19 protein-coding genes are annotated in these 20,038 nt (G+C 41.8%); 5 read left to right on the plus strand and 14 right to left on the minus strand.

Annotated elements, in window-relative coordinates; translation table 11 throughout:
• Nucleotides 1–69 precede the first annotated feature (69 nt).
• The gene (locus tag H5114_RS04700) at nt 70–966 is read left to right on the plus strand and encodes a phosphoribulokinase (RefSeq protein WP_124018330.1); all 897 of its coding nucleotides are present in this window, start codon (nt 70–72) and stop codon (nt 964–966) included.
• 209 nt (nt 967–1,175) lie between these two features.
• On the opposite strand, the gene H5114_RS04705 is transcribed toward H5114_RS04700, so the two are convergent.
• Nucleotides 1,176–1,919, minus strand: coding sequence for a tetratricopeptide repeat protein (locus H5114_RS04705; RefSeq protein WP_124018347.1), 744 nt, complete (start codon nt 1,917–1,919; stop codon nt 1,176–1,178).
• A 336-nt stretch (nt 1,920–2,255) separates the two neighbouring features.
• Here H5114_RS04705 and crp point away from each other — a divergent pair, with 336 nt between their 5' ends.
• From crp to H5114_RS04725, 4 genes are all read left to right on the plus strand, one after another.
• Nucleotides 2,256–2,891: a cAMP-activated global transcriptional regulator CRP gene (gene crp, locus H5114_RS04710; protein WP_124018329.1), complete on the plus strand. Its 636-nt coding sequence runs from the start codon at nt 2,256–2,258 to the stop codon at nt 2,889–2,891.
• Between the two features lie 131 nt (nt 2,892–3,022).
• On the plus strand, nt 3,023–3,373 hold the full coding sequence (locus tag H5114_RS04715) for a PepSY domain-containing protein (RefSeq protein WP_124018328.1): 351 nt from the start codon (nt 3,023–3,025) through the stop codon (nt 3,371–3,373).
• Nucleotides 3,354–4,028 carry a response regulator transcription factor gene (locus H5114_RS04720; protein ID WP_124018327.1) on the plus strand — a complete coding sequence of 225 codons (675 nt, stop codon included), beginning with the start codon at nt 3,354–3,356 and terminating at the stop codon, nt 4,026–4,028. Before H5114_RS04715 ends, H5114_RS04720 begins: the two co-directional genes overlap by 20 nt.
• Nucleotides 4,025–5,359, plus strand: coding sequence for a sensor histidine kinase (locus tag H5114_RS04725; protein WP_124018326.1), 1,335 nt, complete (start codon nt 4,025–4,027; stop codon nt 5,357–5,359). Before H5114_RS04720 ends, H5114_RS04725 begins: the two co-directional genes overlap by 4 nt.
• A gap of 98 nt (nt 5,360–5,457) precedes the next feature.
• Here H5114_RS04725 and H5114_RS04730 read toward each other — a convergent pair whose 3' ends face one another.
• From H5114_RS04730 to hflC, 13 genes are all read right to left on the minus strand, one after another.
• Nucleotides 5,458–6,258, minus strand: coding sequence for a DUF1338 domain-containing protein (locus tag H5114_RS04730; RefSeq protein ID WP_182696698.1), 801 nt, complete (start codon nt 6,256–6,258; stop codon nt 5,458–5,460).
• Between the two features lie 68 nt (nt 6,259–6,326).
• Nucleotides 6,327–7,787 (minus strand): succinylglutamate-semialdehyde dehydrogenase, encoded by a 1,461-nt coding sequence (gene astD, locus H5114_RS04735; protein ID WP_182722340.1) that lies wholly within the window; start codon nt 7,785–7,787, stop codon nt 6,327–6,329.
• Nucleotides 7,788–7,796: 9 nt separating this feature from the next.
• Nucleotides 7,797–8,816, minus strand: coding sequence for an arginine N-succinyltransferase (gene astA / locus H5114_RS04740; protein WP_182696699.1), 1,020 nt, complete (start codon nt 8,814–8,816; stop codon nt 7,797–7,799).
• Between the two features lie 115 nt (nt 8,817–8,931).
• Nucleotides 8,932–10,149: an aspartate aminotransferase family protein gene (locus H5114_RS04745; protein WP_124018322.1), complete on the minus strand. Its 1,218-nt coding sequence runs from the start codon at nt 10,147–10,149 to the stop codon at nt 8,932–8,934.
• A 333-nt stretch (nt 10,150–10,482) separates the two neighbouring features.
• On the minus strand, nt 10,483–11,625 hold the full coding sequence (locus H5114_RS04750; protein ID WP_182696700.1) for an HDOD domain-containing protein: 1,143 nt from the start codon (nt 11,623–11,625) through the stop codon (nt 10,483–10,485).
• A gap of 102 nt (nt 11,626–11,727) precedes the next feature.
• Nucleotides 11,728–14,217, minus strand: a complete 2,490-nt coding sequence (locus H5114_RS04755) for a prolyl oligopeptidase family serine peptidase (protein WP_182722341.1) — start codon at nt 14,215–14,217, stop codon at nt 11,728–11,730.
• 129 nt (nt 14,218–14,346) lie between these two features.
• On the minus strand, nt 14,347–14,916 hold the full coding sequence (locus H5114_RS04760; RefSeq protein ID WP_182696702.1) for an aminodeoxychorismate/anthranilate synthase component II: 570 nt from the start codon (nt 14,914–14,916) through the stop codon (nt 14,347–14,349).
• Between the two features lie 97 nt (nt 14,917–15,013).
• Nucleotides 15,014–15,481, minus strand: coding sequence for a ClpXP protease specificity-enhancing factor (locus H5114_RS04765; RefSeq protein WP_124018318.1), 468 nt, complete (start codon nt 15,479–15,481; stop codon nt 15,014–15,016).
• A complete protein-coding gene (gene sspA / locus H5114_RS04770) occupies nt 15,481–16,110 on the minus strand; it encodes a stringent starvation protein SspA (protein WP_011638743.1) in 630 nt (209 codons plus the stop codon). The genes H5114_RS04765 and sspA overlap by 1 nt, the downstream gene beginning before the upstream one ends.
• A 95-nt stretch (nt 16,111–16,205) precedes the next feature.
• The gene (locus H5114_RS04775) at nt 16,206–16,943 is read right to left on the minus strand and encodes a cytochrome c1 (RefSeq protein ID WP_124018317.1); all 738 of its coding nucleotides are present in this window, start codon (nt 16,941–16,943) and stop codon (nt 16,206–16,208) included.
• Entirely contained in the window at nt 16,943–18,157 is a 1,215-nt protein-coding gene (locus H5114_RS04780) for a cytochrome bc complex cytochrome b subunit (RefSeq protein WP_124018316.1), read from the minus strand. The genes H5114_RS04775 and H5114_RS04780 overlap by 1 nt, the downstream gene beginning before the upstream one ends.
• Nucleotides 18,157–18,747 (minus strand): ubiquinol-cytochrome c reductase iron-sulfur subunit, encoded by a 591-nt coding sequence (gene petA / locus H5114_RS04785; protein ID WP_124018315.1) that lies wholly within the window; start codon nt 18,745–18,747, stop codon nt 18,157–18,159. The genes H5114_RS04780 and petA overlap by 1 nt, the downstream gene beginning before the upstream one ends.
• Nucleotides 18,748–19,157: 410 nt before the next feature.
• Nucleotides 19,158–20,036, minus strand: coding sequence for a protease modulator HflC (gene hflC, locus H5114_RS04790; RefSeq protein WP_124018314.1), 879 nt, complete (start codon nt 20,034–20,036; stop codon nt 19,158–19,160).
• Nucleotides 20,037–20,038: the final 2 nt, after the last annotated feature.

The following is a 20,038-nucleotide window of genomic DNA, read 5'->3' on the forward strand; positions in this document are numbered from 1 at the left end:
CACGGGTAAAGATTACCGTATAACTAGTGACTGGTTTTTTCGCGTCCACACATTACCTAGGCAAATAACATGTCAGCAAAACATCCTATTATTGCTGTAACCGGCTCTTCCGGTGCTGGCACAACCACAACTACAACTGCCTTCATTCATATTTTTAGACAGCTGGGTATTAATGCCGCATTTGTTGAAGGTGATAGTTTTCACAATTTCACTCGCGCTGAAATGGAAGTGTTAATTAGAAAATCACAGGCTGAAAATCGTAATCTGAGTTATTTTGGGCCCGAAGCGAATAATTTCAAAAAACTCGAAGAGTGTTTTACCAGCTACGGCAACACAGGTAATGGTCAAACTCGCAGTTACTTGCATACGTTTGACGAAGCCGTGCCATTTAATCAAATGCCGGGCACATTTACTCAATGGCGTGATTTACCTGCCAATACCGATATGCTCTATTACGAAGGTCTTCACGGTGGTGTAGTAACTGAAGATGCTGATGTGGCTAAACATGTCGATCTGCTGATTGGCATGGTACCGATTGTTAATTTAGAGTGGATCCAGAAGATCATTCGCGATACAAACGATAGAGGCCATAGCCGTGAAAAAGTCATGGGATCGATTGTGCGCAGTATGGATGATTATATTAAGCACATGACGCCACAATTTTCACGGACTCATATTAATTTTCAACGCGTGCCGACCGTGGACACCTCAAACCCCTTTAGCGCAAAAGACATACCCAGCCTAGATGAAAGCTTTTTAGTCATCCGCTTTCGCGGTATTAATAATGTTGATTTTCCTTATTATCTCAACATGATCCAAGGCTCATTTATGTCACGCGTCAACACACTGGTTGTTCCCGGTGGAAAAATGTCATTGGCAATGGAATTAATTTTGACGCCATTAGTGAAAGACTTAATGGATAAACGCTTAGAGCTGCAAAATCTTAATGATATCAAACTCGATTAAGTTTGATTTAAGTCAGAACCACTAAGATAGGCGCATCGTGATTTCAAGCGAAAGAACGGCAGTTGATGTGCTTGAAGAGCTAATTCCCCCTTTTTGATCTGTTAGTGCATTAAGCACATCAACGAAACCCAATAAAGCCGATAATCAAGCGCGAGATAAGCCCTTACCTATCCCGCGACAACAAGATAACCACTGGGTTGGCTGGTGCGTTACATCAGTGGGATAACTTCTCGATAAGCCTGCTTATTTTTATACTGCTCCAAACGTAAAATAAACTCATCGCTGCGCACAATCTCAGGGTTATCTTTTAGTGCATCAATCGCTTTTTTCTGCGTATCTATCGCTGCAGTAAAATCGCCCAGTTCTGCATAGCCGGCCGCAAGGTTATCTAATACTGTGGGATCGTTTTTATTATTCTCAAGTAACTTTAGCGACATTGATACCGCACGTGAACCATCTCGATATTCTGCTTCTGGACACGTGGCTAATATCCACGCAACATTCCCCATTGAAACCGCATCACCTGCTGCCAAAAACTGCTCCATGGCTTTGCCACAATTTCGTGCCACGCCATCACCACCAGCAGAATAAATAAACCCTAAACGAAAATGAGCCCACTTATCACCTTGCTCAATCATTTTTAGGTACCATTTTTCTGCAAGCGCTAAATCACGCGGAAATAATTTATGCCCCTCAAAAGCTAAATCAGCTAAGGTTTGCTGCGCCTTGATGTGTTGCTGCTGTGCCGCAAGGTTAATCCAGTACAAACCTTGCTCTGTGTCTTGAATAACAAATCGCCCCGAGAGATACATTAAACCCAATAAAAATTGCGCATCTGCATTGCCCTGCTTAGCTTTAATTTGAATATTGACTAATTTAGTAGCGGCCTGAGACTGAATAGAAGGCGGGATAACAAATGCGTTCACGGGCAAACTTAGCCCACTCAATAACATAACACTGACAATAACCCCGATTTGACTCAGTTTTTTCACGCATACCTCGACAACTATTTATGATGCTGATTAGATAACACTAGCTAACTCATGGATCCAATACAATAGACACATGTATTTTGCAATAATTCAATAGTCGTGATGATTAAGACAAATTGGCCAAAAAAGTCGACCGCCATCACAAACAAAATAAATTTAATCTAAAATTTAACAAGTTAATATACACTACACACACTTCTAAATACGATCTCTATCAAAGTTTTCGCCGCACCAATAGCGTAGAATGCTTAATTAGACATTACTTACTTTCATTTTTAATCAATCGAGGAATATCGTATGGCTCTGATTGGTAAGCCAAAACCTGACCCAACATTAGAATGGTTTCTTTCACATTGTCACATTCATAAGTATCCAGCAAAGAGCACCTTAATCCATGCTGGTGAAGAATCTGATACTTTATATTACATAGTCAAAGGTTCTGTCGCAGTATTGATCAAAGATGAAGAAGGTAAAGAAATGATCCTGTCTTATCTTAATCAAGGCGACTTTATCGGTGAACTTGGATTGTTTGAAGAGCAATCTGAACGTACAGCATGGGTTCGTGCTAAGCAAGCATGTGAAATTGCGGAAATTTCTTATAAGAAATTTAAGCAACTTATCCAGGTTAATCCTGAAATCCTCATGAAACTTTCGGCGCAAATGGCCTATCGTTTACAAAGTACTAGCCAAAAAGTGGGCGACTTAGCATTCCTTGACGTCGCCGGCCGTATTGCACAAACACTATTACATCTTGCTAAGCAGCCTGATGCAATGACACATCCTGATGGCATGCAAATTAAAATTACCCGTCAAGAGATTGGTCAAATTGTAGGTTGTTCACGTGAAACGGTAGGCCGTATTTTAAAAATGCTTGAAGAACAAAGTTTGATTCAAGCACACGGTAAAACTATCGTCGTTTACGGCACACGCTAAACAACTAAGGTTTTATAGGGCTAAAACGCAATGTTTAAGCCTTAATCATATAAGCTTCAGCTTGATTTAAGCCAATATACTTAAAGTGGTGTTCATACTCTGAACGCCACTTTTTTTATTTTGGAGCGACCATGAATAGCTTGTTCTCCATAGCAATAAGCAGCTTAATGGCCATCACGATTAACCAGCAAGATATTCCCACAAAAGAACTCGCTCTGGATCATGATAACGTCCAAAAATTAGTATCTTCTGGTAATATAAGGTCATTAGATGATTACTTAGCTTGGATATCACAGTATTGTGATGGCCACTTAATCGATGCGCAACTATACCAATATCAGGATAAGTGGCGCTATGACCTGCAATTTAGGCTAAAACAAGGGCATGTTGTTAATCTGCAATTAGATGCAGCCAATGGCATGCAAGATCCATTGACTCAATTACCGAGCGAATGTACTAAACATGAAACTGTTACTCGTTGAAGATAACCCATTACTGGTTGCTGAACTTGAAAAACAACTCAAGCAAGCAGGTTATATTACGGACGTCACAGATAAGGCCATTGAAGCCGATTATTTGATGAAAGAAACAGATTATGACTGCGTCATTCTCGATATTGGCTTACCCGATGGCAATGGCTTGTCATTAGTGACTCAATGGCGTGAACGTGGCATCAGTACCCCAGTTATTATGCTAACGGCCCGCAGTCAGTGGCACGAAAAAGTGGAAGGTTTTAATGCTGGTGCTGATGATTACTTAGGTAAACCGTTTCACACTCAAGAGCTACTCGCAAGAATTCAGGCACTTATCCATCGAGCTCATGGACGGGTTAATTCATCATCAAAACAACTCTGCTACGCTGGGGTTAATCTCGACGAAAATGAGCAGAAAGTGACGGTGGGCGGACAAGAGTATGAGCTGACATCAATGGAATTTAGGTTACTGAAAATTTTCTTAATGTCGCCAAGAAAACTACTATCCAAACAGCAGCTTACAGACAAGCTTTACCAGTTTGATGATGAGAAAGAAAGTAACGTCGTTGAAGTATACGTGACTCATTTACGTAAAAAGCTGGGTAAAACGGCTATCGAAACCCGTCGCGGTCAAGGCTATATCTTTCATGGCATCATTGAATGATGTCAATTCGCTTTAAACTAAGCTTATGGCTGAGTGGATTGATCATCATTGCCACTCTCATCGGCTTATTTTTGTTTGAATCTATGCTGCGAGATGCGTTTCATGACTCCATCATTAACCGCTTAGAAGAAGATTTAGAACATATTATCATTGCCACTCGGCTCGATGATGGCGAACTGGTTATCGACCAAAGCCAATTATCCAGTTTTTATCGCCCGGCTTATTCAGGCCGCTATTTCCAATTAAATTTACCTGACCGTACTATTCGTTCTCGATCCTTATGGGATGCAGAGCTGCAGATCGAACCCTTACAAGCGCAGCAAAAACGCGTATGGCAAGCTAAAGGGCCAAAAAATAATGATATGCAGCTGCTCTCTATTGGTATTGGTGCGCCTAACAGTCCCAACACGGCAACATTGACAGTAGCCCAAGATCTTAGTATTGGTCGCCGCGTCTTCAGTGAAGTCTTTGGCGCTAAACTGGCAATCAATATTGGCATGTTATTGGCGATGATCGCCGGTATCTTCATTATTTTACGCCAATCGTTTAAACCAGTGAATCAAATCCAGGGCGCACTGGCTAAATTGCGCGAAGGTGAGATAGCTTCGTTAACCATGTCGCAAATACCGGCGGAGATCCGTCCGCTAGCAGAAACCTATAATGAGCTATTAGACTACACCGCCAAACAAATTGAACGCAGTCGAAATAACCTAGGCAATTTAAGCCATGGCTTAAAAACACCATTAGCAGTGATGCAGCAACAAGTTGAAGCCCTCGGGCTCACCCACCCTGACGCCGCAATAGCAATGCAGCAGCAATTAGATTTAGTGCATAAAATGATTGAGCGTAAACTGGCTGCGGCGCGAATAACGGGTGACATGCTACCCGCTGCACAGCTGGCTGTTCCAAAAGATTTCGATAGCTTAATTCAAACCTTACATAAGGTTCATCATCAGCGTGTCATTGAATGCCGAGTGGTTAACGCACAACATATTAGTCGCATCCCCATTCATCGTGAAGATGGCATGGAGTTGTTTGGCAACCTGCTCGATAACGCCTTTAAATGGGCGAATTCACAGGTGAACATCAGCATAGTTGATTTGCCATCAGGAGAGATATTAATCCAAATAGAAGACGATGGCTGTGGTGTCATGCAAGAGCAAATTGCATTGTTAACCGCTCGTGGAACCCGCCTCGATGAAGCAACTACGGGTCACGGACTGGGCTTGTCGATTGTGAAAGAGATCTGTGAGCAATATGGGTTTATATTAAAATTTAATCGTAGTGAGACATTACAAGGGCTTAATGTCAGCATTTTGATCAATCCATAAGCTTCCATGCTGTCCTTTTACTGAACCAAGCCTTTGCTACGGCCAACAAAAAGACCTAATTGATAACTCAATTAGGTCTTTTTTAGTTGTACACAACATTACATCATTGAATTGGTACTTTCAAAAATCTTGTCTGCAGATGCTGCAACAAAACCAGTATAAAGCTGACCATTATCCATTGGGTAACGACGGGCGAATTCATAGAAACAACTTGGAATTTCTACATCGCCATCAGTGAAGTTAACCACGACTTTATCGGCCATGGTAGAAGACTGTTCTAGCAGTACTTCTGGCGAACCTTTAATCTCACCACCTGAACTATTTAATACAAAACCGGCCTGTTTTAAGGCTTGGTTTACATCTTCAATACGCTCAAACTCTGGCAGGTCATTAATTGATACTGTGAAGTGATTAGCGCGGTAACCTAACGCAGCGACCCAAGCGGCATATTCACTTTCAGCAAGTAAGGCTTGGTAAGTGGCTTTGTCTAGATCCCAATGACGACCTGAATAAATGAAATTATCGGCAGTCGTTGCTGTGACATCCACTTGGTCGATTAAACCGTGGATAGTTTTTTGCAGTTCAGGGCTAAACTCCTCGACTAACAGCTCAGAGATAAACACCTTTGGCTGTGTTGGATCAGGATGTTCAAAATGCTTAGCTATCAGTTTTTTCTGTACAAACTGATAATCGCCACAGTCGACATAACCGATAGAGGTGAAATGCTCAGCCAATACGCTTAAATTCACTTTGGCGATATTAAACGTACGCAACGCGATATGGTCATTGATGATAGGAGCACCATGACCTAATAGTTGATGAATTTTCGCCGCTGAAGGCGTCATCTTAATGTAGTCTTGCCATAGGGCAGCAAATAAAGCATTAACGTCAGTATGCATGGTTAAATCCTTCTAAAATAAGGCTGGCGAACACGTCACCAGCACGGATCATGCGATGAATTTATCAGTTAAATTGATAAACCAGGGCTTAAAGTTGCAGGTAAGCTTACTGAATCAGCTTCCATTGAAGCGACAGGGTAAGCGCAATAATCAGCAGCATAAAACGCACTTGCACGATGGTTACCCGATGCGCCAACGCCACCAAATGGTGCCGCACCTGATGCACCTGTGATTTGCTTATTCCAATTAACAATACCAGCACGAATGCGCGCGAGGAAGTAATCGTAATCTTCACGGCTGTCAGCGAGTAAACCGGCAGATAAACCATAACGAGTCGCATTCGCTAAATGGATAGCTTGGTCAAAATCACGGTAACGAACTAACTGTAATAATGGACCAAAATATTCTTCATCTGGTAACGCTGCCACTTGAGTAACGTCAATTAAACCTGGAGTCACTAAACCCGTTCCAGCTTCAACTTGCACTAACTCAACTAACGGAACGCCACCTAATGACTTGAGTGTTGCTTGCGCAGCAACCATACCAAGCGCTGCAGTTTCAGAAATCATTGAGCCCATAAAAGGTTGCGGTTGAGCGTTCCAAGCACCGACTTTGATTTGCTTAACAGCCTTGACTAGCTCGGCAATTAACGCATCGCCTTGCTCGCCCTCTTCAATGTATAAACGACGGGCACAAGTACAACGCTGACCAGAGGAAATATATGCAGACTGAATAATGTCATGGACAGCCGCTTTAGTATCAGTAACGCCTTTAACGATAAGCGGGTTATTACCACCCATTTCAAGGGCTAAAATTTTACCCGGAAGGCCGGCATATTGTTCATGTAAAATATGCCCAGTGCGAGAACTACCGGTAAAGAATAGTCCATCAATTTGCGGGTGTGATGCCAACGCTTTACCTGTGTCAACTTCGCCTTGCACTAGGTTAATCACACCTTGTGGCAAGCCGGCTTTGTCCCAGCACTTTAGCATTAACTCAGCCACTTTAGGCGTTAGCTCTGAAGGCTTAAACACCACTGTGTTACCGGCTAATAATGCAGGCACTATATGACCGTTAGGTAAATGTCCCGGGAAGTTATATGGACCAAATACAGCCACAACACCATGAGGCTTGTGACGTAATACCGCACGACCTGCTGGCAGATCATTGGTTTCAGTACCAGTACGTTTGTCGTGAGCTTTTGCTGACAAAGCGATTTTGCCAATCATGGCACCAACTTCAGTGGCGGTTTCCCATTGTGGCTTACCGGTTTCTTGAGCGATGGTTTCAGCTATCTCGGCTTTATTATTTTCTAGTTGTGCGCGATAAGCTTCAACAATGGCTAAACGGGCGTCATAACCCAGCATAAACCAATCAAATTGCGCCGCACGAGCGGCATCTACAGCTGCGTTCACTTGAGCAGCGGTTGCAGTGTTACCTTGCCAAATGACGTCACCGTTGGCTGGGTTTTTTGAGTTAATTTCATGACCTTCGCCAGCTAACCACTGACCTTGAATATATTGTGTCATTTCTTGCTCCTACATTGCTAAAACACGAATTTGCTCGCCTTCGCTGACCATAAGACCGGCAGCAATTTCAGTACTAAGCACCACATTATCGTGTTCATCAGAGACCAACAGTTTTGCCGCCGATGCGCGATAATCAGCTAGCAAGGTGTTGGAAATAATAAAATGGTGATCGGCATGTGGCATTTTACCAATGCTCACAGTAAGTAAACGGCTCTTTTTTACCGAGCGAATATCTCCGATTGAACATTCAACCGTTGGACCACCATCAAAAATATCGACATAATTTCGGAATTTAAATCCTTCCGCTTGCAGTAACCGCAGTGCTGGCTTAGTGTTTTTATGCACTTCACCAATCACTTTTTGGGCTTTTTTAGGCAGCATACAAACGTAAACAGGGTTACGTGGCATCATTTCAGCCATAAACGCTTTTTTACCTAAGCCTGATAAATAATCAGCCTCAACAAAGTCGATACCTAAAAAATGATGCTGCAGCCATTCGTAAAATGGTGATTCACCATGATCGTCACTGACCCCTCGCATTTCTGCGATAACAGTTTCACCAAAACGATGTTGATGCTGCGCTAAAAATAAAAAACGCGAACGCGACAACATGCGCCCGTTATTACCTTTGCGATAACCGTCTTTTAAAAACAAGGTGCACAGCTCAGCCGCTCCCGTATAGTCATGGCATAGAGTCAGGGTTTCAACTTCATTACGAACTGAGATTTGTTGAGAGTGATACACCTCAGTACCTAAACGGTAATGATAAAAAGCATCTTCCATGCCGACAGCAGCTTCAATACCACAAGTGCCGACTACTTCACCGGTTTTCATGTCTTCAAGCACCATTAAATAACCTTCGTCAAAAGGTTTATCAACATGCTTGGTAAAAGATGCTTCTGCCCTAGCAATCTTTGAACGCAGTAACTCTTCGTTAACTGGTAAAGATGTAAAACCGTGGCCTGACTCGACTGCAATACCATAAAGTGCATCGTAATCACTTGCACGGATAGGACGTATGATTAACATCTTAATCTCCTCATTGCGCCACAAATAAATTGCGCTGAAATACTTTTCGGCGCAATTTTACTTTGTTGGCGTACCCAAACAAAAAAGTGCAAGCTAGGCTCACACTTTTTGTTCATTAACCTGCAACCACTTTTGCTACCGCGCGATCAAAACGCAATAGACCTTCAGCGATATCAGCTTCAGGGATAACCAATGAAGGAGCAAAACGCACTACGTTTGCACCCGCCATCAAACTCATTAGACCTTCAGCAACAGATGCCACTAAAAAGTCACGACTACGGCCTTCATATTGCTCATTTAATACCGCACCAAGTAATAATCCCTTGCCACGGATTTCACTGAATACGTTGTATTTAGCATTAATTGCCGCTAAACCATCACGGAATAGCTGTTCACGATGTTTAACGCCATCAAGTACTTCTTTGGTATTAACCACGTCCATTACCGCATTACCTACTGCACAAGCAAGTGGGTTACCGCCATAAGTAGAACCATGAGTACCAATTTTTAAGTGAGCAGCAATTTTTGCAGTGGTTAGCATTGCAGCAATCGGGAAGCCACCGCCTAACGCTTTAGCGCTAGTTAAAATATCAGGCACTATGTCAGTACCCATGTAAGCAAATAACTCACCAGTACGGCCTACGCCTGTTTGTACTTCATCAAAAATAACCAATGCGTCATGCTTATCGGCTAAGCGACGTACTGCTTTTAAGAACTCAGGGTCACCATTGATAATACCGCCTTCACCTTGAAGAGGTTCAAGCATGATGGCACAGGTTTTGTCTGAAATAACCGCTTCAAGTGCAGCGATATCATTAAAAGGTACATGGGTAATACTTTGAGGCTTAGGGCCGAAACCATCTGAATATGCTGCTTGACCACCAACCGTAACAGTAAAGAATGTCCGGCCGTGGAATGCTTTATCAAAGGCGATAATTTGATCTTTGTCTGCACCATGGTTGTCTAGAGCATAACGGCGCGCTAATTTAAGTGCGGCTTCGTTCGCTTCTGCACCAGAGTTGGCAAAATAAATACGCTCAGCAAATGTGGCATTGACTAACTTTGTGGCTAATTCAAGTGCAGGCTCGTTAGTCATCACGTTAGATAAGTGCCATATTTTTTCGCTCTGCTCTTTTAATGCAGACACTAATGCTGGGTGACAATGACCTAAACAATTTACTGCAATACCACCAGCGAAATCGATGAATTCCTTACCTTCTTGATCCCACACTCGGCTACCGGCTCCACGAACAGGTATAACGGCCGCAGGCGCATAATTAGGCACCATAACTTCATCGAATTGGGCACGGGTTAGGTTCATTTCTACACTCATTGCATTTTATCCTTCAGGTTGTAAACGGTTTTAAAGCCGCTGTTTCCGCTGTTTGCTTTATATTCTGTAAGTGCATTAGCGGAAGTTTGTATTATTTATGCGACATTATTAGCGAAAATGTGATCAAAATACCAGTTCAGTACAATTAACTTCTGCAGGCCAGATCAGCATTATGCATAAAGAATTAAAAATATGAATAAACAAAGCGTTTATTGGAGGTTATGAAGCATAACTAGTCATAAAAAAAGTTATTTGGCTCCATTTTGTGTAGCTATTCATCAAAAGTGAATAATTACACAGATTTAACATTTGCTCGAAACACAAAAAACAGCGTTAAAGTAAATTGAGTTTACGGAAATTTTTCCCTTTAAGACGAATTAATTCTTGAGCTGAAAATTGATAGTAATCGAACATAATTCTTTTTTCTTGTGGGTCGATTTGTTGCTGCTCTTCTAGCAAAAGCACTTTGGCGTAACAACTCGCTTTAGCCACAATTGCAGCGTCGACGGATAACTCGGTAAAGTGGTAATCGTGATCGAGTTCTTTTAGCACTTGAGTCATCGCTGAGTCATCAAATTGCAGTAAACTGAGTAGTTGCCAATTTAAGCTATGACTATGCTGCAACACTTGTTCTAAAACGGCCTCAGCAGGAAAATCTGTTGCCATAATAGCATCATAAACTTGTTTCTCTCGACTAAGGCTGGCTTCTCGTAGCCATGTCCCCCAAGTTTTATCAAATATATGCCCGCTTTGACTGAGAATGATCGAAGTAGCAAATTGATACATTAAGGCACAACAATAAGCCAAGCTGGGCTCTTTATTATGTAACTCAGCTAAGGTTTGCGCGGCAATGGCACTCACCATGCTATATCGCCAAAGCTTGCGGGTTATCCACAATAAATTGGCATTACCTGTAGGTAGCCAATGGCGTAAACAAAAATAAGGGATCAACAAACGTAAATTTTCAATACCAATGTAATTGAGTACCAGCTTGATATCGGTCACTTGGACATCGGAGTTTTTGGGGCGGCGGTGGCCAGATGCAGGGCTGTTAATTAAATTAATTAAATCACGCGATAACCAACTAATACTTTCAATAATTGGTCGTAGTCGATTGATATTAAGATCTGGATCTAATAATAAATCAAGCAATAAAATTTGGCCTTCACCAATTGCTGATGCTTCTAATATCATTTGTGGATTAGCTAACTGATGCTCTATTGCATTATTAACCGTATGGGTTAGCAGTGCAGACACCTCAAGATATACTTGTTTCTCTTTTGCTTGCTTATCAATGCGCAGCTTTAATGCTTGACGCTCAATATCAAGCTTATTGGCGTTTTCTTCTAAGTCTTCGCTGATCTCATCTGGCATAGCATTAACTTTATGCTTACCCACAATAAGCTGCTTATAGAGTCGGCGCTCAATTTCGATGACTTTTCCGGGCCTAACCCCACCTGCTATTGATATTGCCACTCACATTGCCTTTTATTGTGTTAATCGCTTAATAATAAAAATTAAGGCTTCTCAAAGGAAGCCTTAATAAATATTTATTTGTCTTTTTGAACTTAGCGCTGACTATTTCAGCTCTTGTTCAAACAACTTATAAATACGACGATACTGATCTAACCAACTAGAAGGTTGCTTAAATCCATGTGGCTCAACAGGATAGATTGCCGTTTCAAACATCGGTTTTTCTAATTCAATTAGACGTTGCACCATGCGCACACTGTCTTGGAAAAATACGTTATCATCTAAGACACCACTCATGATCAGTAATGGTTTTTGTAAACCTTGAGCATGTTCTATCGGCGAACTACGCTCATAAGCGATAGGGTCAACGTCAGGCGTATTTAAAATATTAGAGGTATATGGCGCATTATAATGAGCCCAATCGGCTACAGGACGTAATGCGGCCCCTGCTTGGAATAAATCAGGTTCATTAAATAACGCCATAAAAGTAAGGAAGCCGCCGTATGAACCACCATAGGTGCCTACACGTTGAGGATCCACATTAGCATTGCTTGCCATCCAAGCCACACCATCTTTTAGATCTTCCACTTCTGGATGGCCCATATTACGATAAACCGACGTACGCCAATCACGTCCATAACCTTTTGAACCGCGATAATCCATATCCATTACCACGTAACCTTGTTGGGTTAACAAGTTATTGAACATAAATTCACGGAAGTAACCCGAAAATCCATAATGAGCATTCTGTAAATAACCCGCGCCATGATTAAACATCACTGCCGGATATTTATCAGCCTGTTTAGGATCATAACCTTGCGGCAAATAAACCCGCGCATAAATGGGCTCTGCACCATGGGTTGAAGGTAACGCAACAACTTGCGGTACTTGCCATGGATATTGTTTAAATGCTGTGCTGGTATAGTCGGTTAATTGGCTAATCTCGCCACCAATAGGCTGAATATAGAGTTCATCGGGGTGAATAGCAGATGAAGCTGTTAATAACAGTGATTGGCTATCAGGGCTTAAGCTGTAATCCAATGTCCCTAACCACTGAGTCAGTTGTTCTGATTTTCCGCTGGCAATTTCTACACGGTAAACATTATAACTGCCCGGATGGTCCTTATTAGCACGGTAATAAAAGTATTTTGCATCTGGAGATAAGGTCACATTATCAACCACAAATTTACCCTTAGTTAATGCCGATACCTTACCTGCGGCTGTTTTGGTATATAACTGAGAGAATCCAGACTCTTCAGATAAGTAGTACATGGTATCTGTACCGGTTATCCAACCAAATTGATTAAAATTATAGTTAACCCAAGCATCATCATGTAAGCGATGCTCAGTAGAGAGTTTGCCTTTTTGAAGATCGACGCTCGCGATCCAGCGATCTTTATTATCAACCGCTTCAAGCATCACTAATAATTTATCGCCAGAATCATTCCACTGAATAGCGCTTTGACTCCACTCCCAATCTTGCATTAACTGCACTAAACGCGGCGCTTTGTGGCTTTCGTAGGTTTTACCTTGGGCTTTTGCATTTTCAGCTTTAACGCTAGCAAGTACATCCTCATCAAAACCGGCTAGGCCTTCAATGGTAATATCTTTTTTACTGTGTTCAGTAAGGTCGAGTAATACTAAACGCTGACCTGGGAAAACATCTTCTGCCACACGAGCACGAGCAGGCACGGGATCAACATAGCCTTCTTGCCCTAAATAATTGGGCATAATGTCGTGTTCTGCACGCCAACTATAATTTTTATCCGTTAACGCCAATAGAACGTAACGTCCATCTGGCGATAAACTCATTTCTGACACAACTTCCGCATCACCTAAATACCAAGGTTTTGCTGAAAAAGTCGGATCAGCTTTAGCCAATGATTCGCTATATTCATCACGCGTCAAACTGTTATCGTGTTGCATGGCAACATATTGGATTAATCTTTGCTGCTGTTTGGCCATAAAAGTACTGGGGGCTGGCGTATTTTTAGGCTCATTTTCCATTAGGATTGCAGCCATTTGCTCCACAAGTCCACTAGATTGGTATAAACGAAAAATATTATTACCTTGCCAAAATGCAAGATCGCCGCCGCTCAAAAAGCGAACGCCGCTAATCGGATCATTTTGGCGAGTCATTTGAGTAATATCGCCATTTGATAAATCTTTTACAAATACGTTACCTTGATAAATGTAAGCTTTTTTAGTTTTAGCTTGATTCAACACACCATTGCGCTGATCGGCAAGGTGTAACTGATCCAATGCTAGTTTATTCGCTTCAGACTGGCCGATGGCTTGTTGATAAAAATCACGAATAGGCGACTGGTGTGCTTGGCGACTAAAATACACCGATTGGCTGTCATCACTCCAATAGGCTCCTTGGGCAAATATTCCCATCCAATCCGGATTAGCCATGATTTGATTAAGCGTTAATAACTGATCGGCTTTTGGAGGTTGAGCTAATGGCACCATCAATGATGTAGCGGTAGGCTTTGCGATAACCATCGTATCGTCATTTTTTGCTGTCGCAGCACAGCCACTGATCATCGCCAAAGAAATTGCGCTCACCGCAAAGTTTCGCATAAAGCTTGTCATGGTTATCCCTTTTATTATTTTTAAGCGCTCTTTATAGCATAAATATACGCGAGAATTTAGCCAGATTGGTTGCAGAAGTTGTAACAGAATAAGTGATAATGAACTTAAATAGGTAGCCTTGATTACACTTTATAACTGTAAAAAGTTATTCAGCAATTCATGTCCTTGCTGGGTCAAAATAGACTCAGGATGAAACTGCACACTGTATATACGTAAATCAGCATAGCTCATCGCCATAATTTCACGCCCATGAACAGGGTCATCAAACCATGCGTCCAGCGTAAAATTCTTGGGAACATCATTAATCAACAATGAATGGTAGCGCGTCACTTGCAAAGGTAATGCTAACTGAGAAAATAATCCCTGTTGATTGTGCTCAATTAAGCTGGTTTTACCGTGCATAACACGCTTTGCACGTACAACATCAACACCAAACACTTGGGCGATGGCTTGGTGGCCGAGACAGACACCTAAAATTGGCAATCTCCCAGCAAAATATTCAATGGCGGCAAGCGAGATCCCTGCTTCGTTAGGAGTGCATGGACCAGGAGAAATGATTAAATGAGTGGGCGCTAATGCTTCAATTTGTTCAATGGTGATTTCATCATTACGCTTAACGAGGATCTCTTGTCCAAGCGTTTGGAAATATTGCACTAAGTTGAACGTAAAAGAATCATAATTGTCAATCATCAACAACATTTGGGGTTCCATTTGAGTGATAAAAAATGGTAATAATGCAATTTTAGCTTAAAAAAAACCAGCCTTGCGACTGGTTTTATGTCATGGTAACGAATCGTTACTTCACCACAGTTAAATGGTTTTTACGCTTAGCTTTGTCACCAGTAGTCGATTTAGGCGATGGCGGTAATGTCGAAGTATCATCAACAGATTTCATTGATGGTGGCACAGATGACAACTCATCCTGCTCACCTTCAATCATATACGCATCTTCCATATCAAATACAGTGCCGGCACCGTTTTCACGAGCATAAATGGCCACAATTGAGGCCATTGGTAAATACACATTTTGTGGAACACCACCAAAACGGGCATTAAACTCGACGGAATCATTCGACATGTGAAGATTTGCCACAGCTCCAGTTGCAATATTCAAGACAATTTGACCGTCTTTAACAAATTGCTGCGGAACCTGTGTACCGTTAACAAATGCATCCACGACTACGTGTGGCGTCAAATGGTTATCCATCAACCACTCATAGTAAGCACGCAACAAATATGGACGATTAGCTGTTATTGGTTTCATCACATGCCCATGCGCATTTCGCGCTCAGCCTCAGTTAACGATGCTTTAAATGATTCACGTTCAAAAATACGTGTCATATAAGCACTGATATCTTTCGATGTACGCGGGTCTAAGTGAATACCTAATACCGGTAAGCGCCATAATAATGGGCCTAGGTAGCAATCAGATAAACCAAACTCTTCGCTCATGAAGTATGGCATTTCAGCAAATACTGGCGCTAAAGCGATTAGACTTTCCATTAACTCTTTACGCGCAGCATCAGCTTTTTCACCTTTACGGATACGCTCAACAAGCGCATACCAATCGGTGTCGATTCTGTGCATCATTAAACGGCTTTGGCCGCGAGATACTGGGTATACAGGCATTAGTGGAGGATGAGGAAAACGTTCATCCAAATATTCCATAATAATGCGAGATTCGTACAACACGAGTTCACGATCAACTAAAGTTGGTACCGAGTTGTATGGATTTACTTCAAGTAAATCTTCAGGCATCTCACTTGGGTCTACCTGTAAAACATCAACGGTAACCCCTTTTTCAGCCAATACGATACGTACTTGGTGACTATATAAATCATCGGCACCAGAAAAAAGTGTCATGATAGAGCGTTTGTTGGCAGCAACAGCCATTGATACCCTCCAGAATGTAGAAAAAACAAAACAAACGAGGGGCTAAGCCCCCCGTTTACAATATGCGGATAATGTATATTAACCGTTATTGATGGCTAGTGCACATCTTTCCAGTATTCTTTCTTCAACAAATAAGCAATGATGAAGAAAATAAACAAGAATCCAAGTACCCACCAACCTAAAGCTTCACGCTCTAACTGAACGGGTTCAGCCGAATAGACTAAGAAACCCGTGATATCACGAACTGCTTGGTCGTACTCTTCTGCACTCATTTTGCCACCAGTAGGAGGATTCATGCCGACCAACGTCATAGTTTCAACACCATCAATGACAGTCTTTTCATATTGAGGAGTTGCAACACCTTGTAAGTCTTGTAAAACGTGCGGCATAGCCACTAATGGAAACACGGTATTGTTCACACCAAATGGACGCGTTTCATCAGCATAGAAACCTTTTAAGTATGAAAATACCCAATCAGCTCCACGTACACGAGCAACCAAGGTTAAGTCTGGAGGCGGAGCACCAAACCATTTAGCCGCATCAACGGGAGGAATAGCGTTTTCCATTAAATCACCGATTTTAGCATCAGTGAACATGTACTTATTACGCATATCATCGCCACTGATGTCTAAGTCAGTTGCTACACGCTCATAACGTTGGTATTTAGTGCTGTGACAACCTGAACAATATTGCTGGAATAAATCCAGACCACGCTCTAATGACGCTTTATCATGCAAGTTAACGTTAGCGCTTTCTAAATGAACCTCGTTTCCACCTGCAGCCATAGCGAGAGATGGCAGTAGTGTAACTAATGCAATTAATAACTTTTTCATTAGTGTGTCACCCTCGTAGGAACTTCTTTTGTTTTCTCATTCTTACTGTAAACCCATAGGGCTACGAAGAAACCAAAGTAAGTGAAAGTGAATACACGTGCCGCAATAGTTAGCTCAGGCGTTGCAGGAACCACACCTAAATAGCCAAGAATAATGAACGACACAGTAAATTGTGCGATGTTGATTTTGTGAATCAAACTACGGTAACGGATAGATTTGACTTTACAACGGTCAAGCCAAGGCAGAACAAATAGCACTGCAATCGACAGACCCATAGCAACAACACCGATTAACTTGTCGGGAATTGCACGTAAAATCGCATAGAATGGTGTGAAATACCAAACCGGTGCAATATGCGCAGGAGTCTTCATTGGGTTAGCCGCTTCAAAGTTTGGCTTCTCAAGGAAGTATCCACCACCTTCAGGCATAAAGAACAGCACATAACAGAACACGATTAAGAAGCCTGCTACACCCATAATATCTTTTACAGTGTAATAAGGGTGGAATGGAATACCATCAATAGGCCATCCGTTCTCATCTTTGTTCTTTTTAATTTCAACACCATCAGGGTTGTTCGATCCCACTTCATGTAATGCGATTAGATGTAAGAACACCAACACAACCAATACAAGTGGCAGCGCAATAACATGTAATGCGAAGAAACGGTTTAGTGTTGCACCGGAAATAACGTAGTCACCACGGATCCACAATGTTAGGTCATCACCAATAACAGGAATAGCACCAAACAAAGAGATAATTACCTGTGCGCCCCAATAGGACATTTGTCCCCAAGGCAGTAAGTAACCCATAAATGCTTCAGCCATCAACACTAAAAATATCAACATACCAAACAGCCATAAAAGCTCTCTTGGTTTTTGATAAGAACCGTAAATTAATCCACGGAACATGTGCATATAAATGACAAAGAAGAACGCTGACGCACCAGTAGAGTGCATATAACGTAATAACCAGCCGTATTCAACATCACGCATTATGTATTCAACAGAAGCGAATGCACCTTCTGCTGTTGGTACGTAATTCATGGTTAACCAAATACCAGTCAGTAACTGGTTAACTAAAACTAATAATGCTAATGAGCCAAAGAAATACCAAAAGTTGAAATTCTTTGGTGTGGCATACTGACCCACATGACGGTTATACGTTGCCGTCATTGGGATGCGAGCATCAATCCAATCAATAATATTCTTAACCATTACGCCGCTCCTGTATCTACACCGATGATAACGTTAGCGTCATCGATATATTTGTGCGGTGGAACCACTAGGTTTAATGGTGCAGGAACACCCTGGAATACACGACCAGCCATGTCAAATTTAGAACCATGACAAGGACAGAAGAACCCAGATGTTACACCCTCAACCTGCTCACCGAATGAATCAGGTAGATAAGTTGGTGAACAACCTAAGTGGGTACAGATACCGACTGCTATGAAAAATTCAGGCTTAATAGAACGTGCAGGATTAGTTGCATATTCTGGTTGCTGCATTTCTTCGGAAGCAGGATCACGTAATTGACTGTCTAATGTTTTAAGATTATTTAGCACAGTTTCTGTACGACGAACGACCCAAACCGGTTTTCCGCGCCATTCGACACGAATTAACTGACCTGGTTCAACTTTACTAATATTTACTTCAACCGGCGCACCTGCAGCTTTCGCTTTGGCGCTCGGATTCCATGACTTGATGAAAGGAACCGCTACAGCGACGGCACCAGCACCACCTACTACGGCGGTTGCAGCTGTCAGGAATCTGCGACGTCCGGTATCGACTGGCGCATTGCTCATCCACTTATCTCCCAGAGGGTGTTGGAATTTTTATATTTCAATACTTTAGCGATCACAAAGGGTGAAGCGCTAAAATCATACTTTGAGGCGGTGCTCATTATAGCGAAAAATTAGAACTAGATCATAGAGAAAACATACATCTAGAGTGAGGATATTAACATTTTTTTCAAAAACGCTTATAAATCAGCCAGATTATAACAATTAGTCGTCCCTTAATTAGTGTTTAAGGAGGCAATAAAGACATTTAAAACAAGCAATTATTAATAAAAAATAATCAAAAACACAATAAAAAGTCTTCGTTATGATTTATGACCGTTTTTAGAAAAACTGAATTCATACTAATTAGATTAACTTTCAGCCACAAAAAAGCTCGGTAAAGACCGAGCTTTTTGAACTAAATGATATAAATGTTACTTACCGCTAGACGATTTCATGTATTTGAAGAAATCACCTTCAGGCTCTAACACCATAATGTCATTCTTACCGGCAAAACTTGCTTTGTAAGCTTCTAGACTACGTAAAAAGCTATAAAACTCAGCGTCTTTACTGTAGGCATCAGCATAAATTTTTGCCGACAATGCATCACCTTCACCACGAATGGTAAGCGCTTTACGTTCAGCTTCAGCAACCTTTACTGTCACATTGGCATCAATAGTCGCACGGATAATTTCAGCTTGTTCTTTACCTTGTGCACGGTGCTCTTTTGCCACAGCTTGACGTTCAGCACGCATGCGTTGGTAAATACTAGTACTGACATTAGCAGGTAAGTTAATTTGCTTTACGCGCACATCAACCACTTCAATACCAAGATTCTCAGCACTTTCAGAAGCGTTTTGTAATGCGTCGGTTTGCAACTCATCACGCTTACCAGAAACAATCTCTTTGATAGTGCGACGACCAAATTCAGTACGTAAGTCATTGCTGATTTTGGCTTGTAATAAGCTTTCTGCATTGGCTTTAATACCGCCATTGGTAGAAAGATAGTACTTTTCAAAATCACGAATACGCCACTTAACATAAGAGTCGACCATTAAGTCTTTCTTTTCAGAAGTCACAAAACGATCCGCGGCACCATCCAATGTCTGAATACGAGAATCCAGATATCGAACTTTATCTACCAAAGGAAATTTAAAGTGAAGGCCTGGTGCAAAGACGGTTGTTACGTCATCTTCTTTGAGCACCTTACCGAAACGTGCAACGATGGCACGTTCACCTTCGCTTACCACCATTAAAGAGGAAAAACTCACCCCTAAAATGATGACAAGAATGATCACTGCTAATCTACCCATTG

The organism is Shewanella sp. SR43-8 (genome assembly GCF_014163775.1).
GTDB lineage: Bacteria > Pseudomonadota > Gammaproteobacteria > Enterobacterales > Shewanellaceae > Shewanella > Shewanella vesiculosa.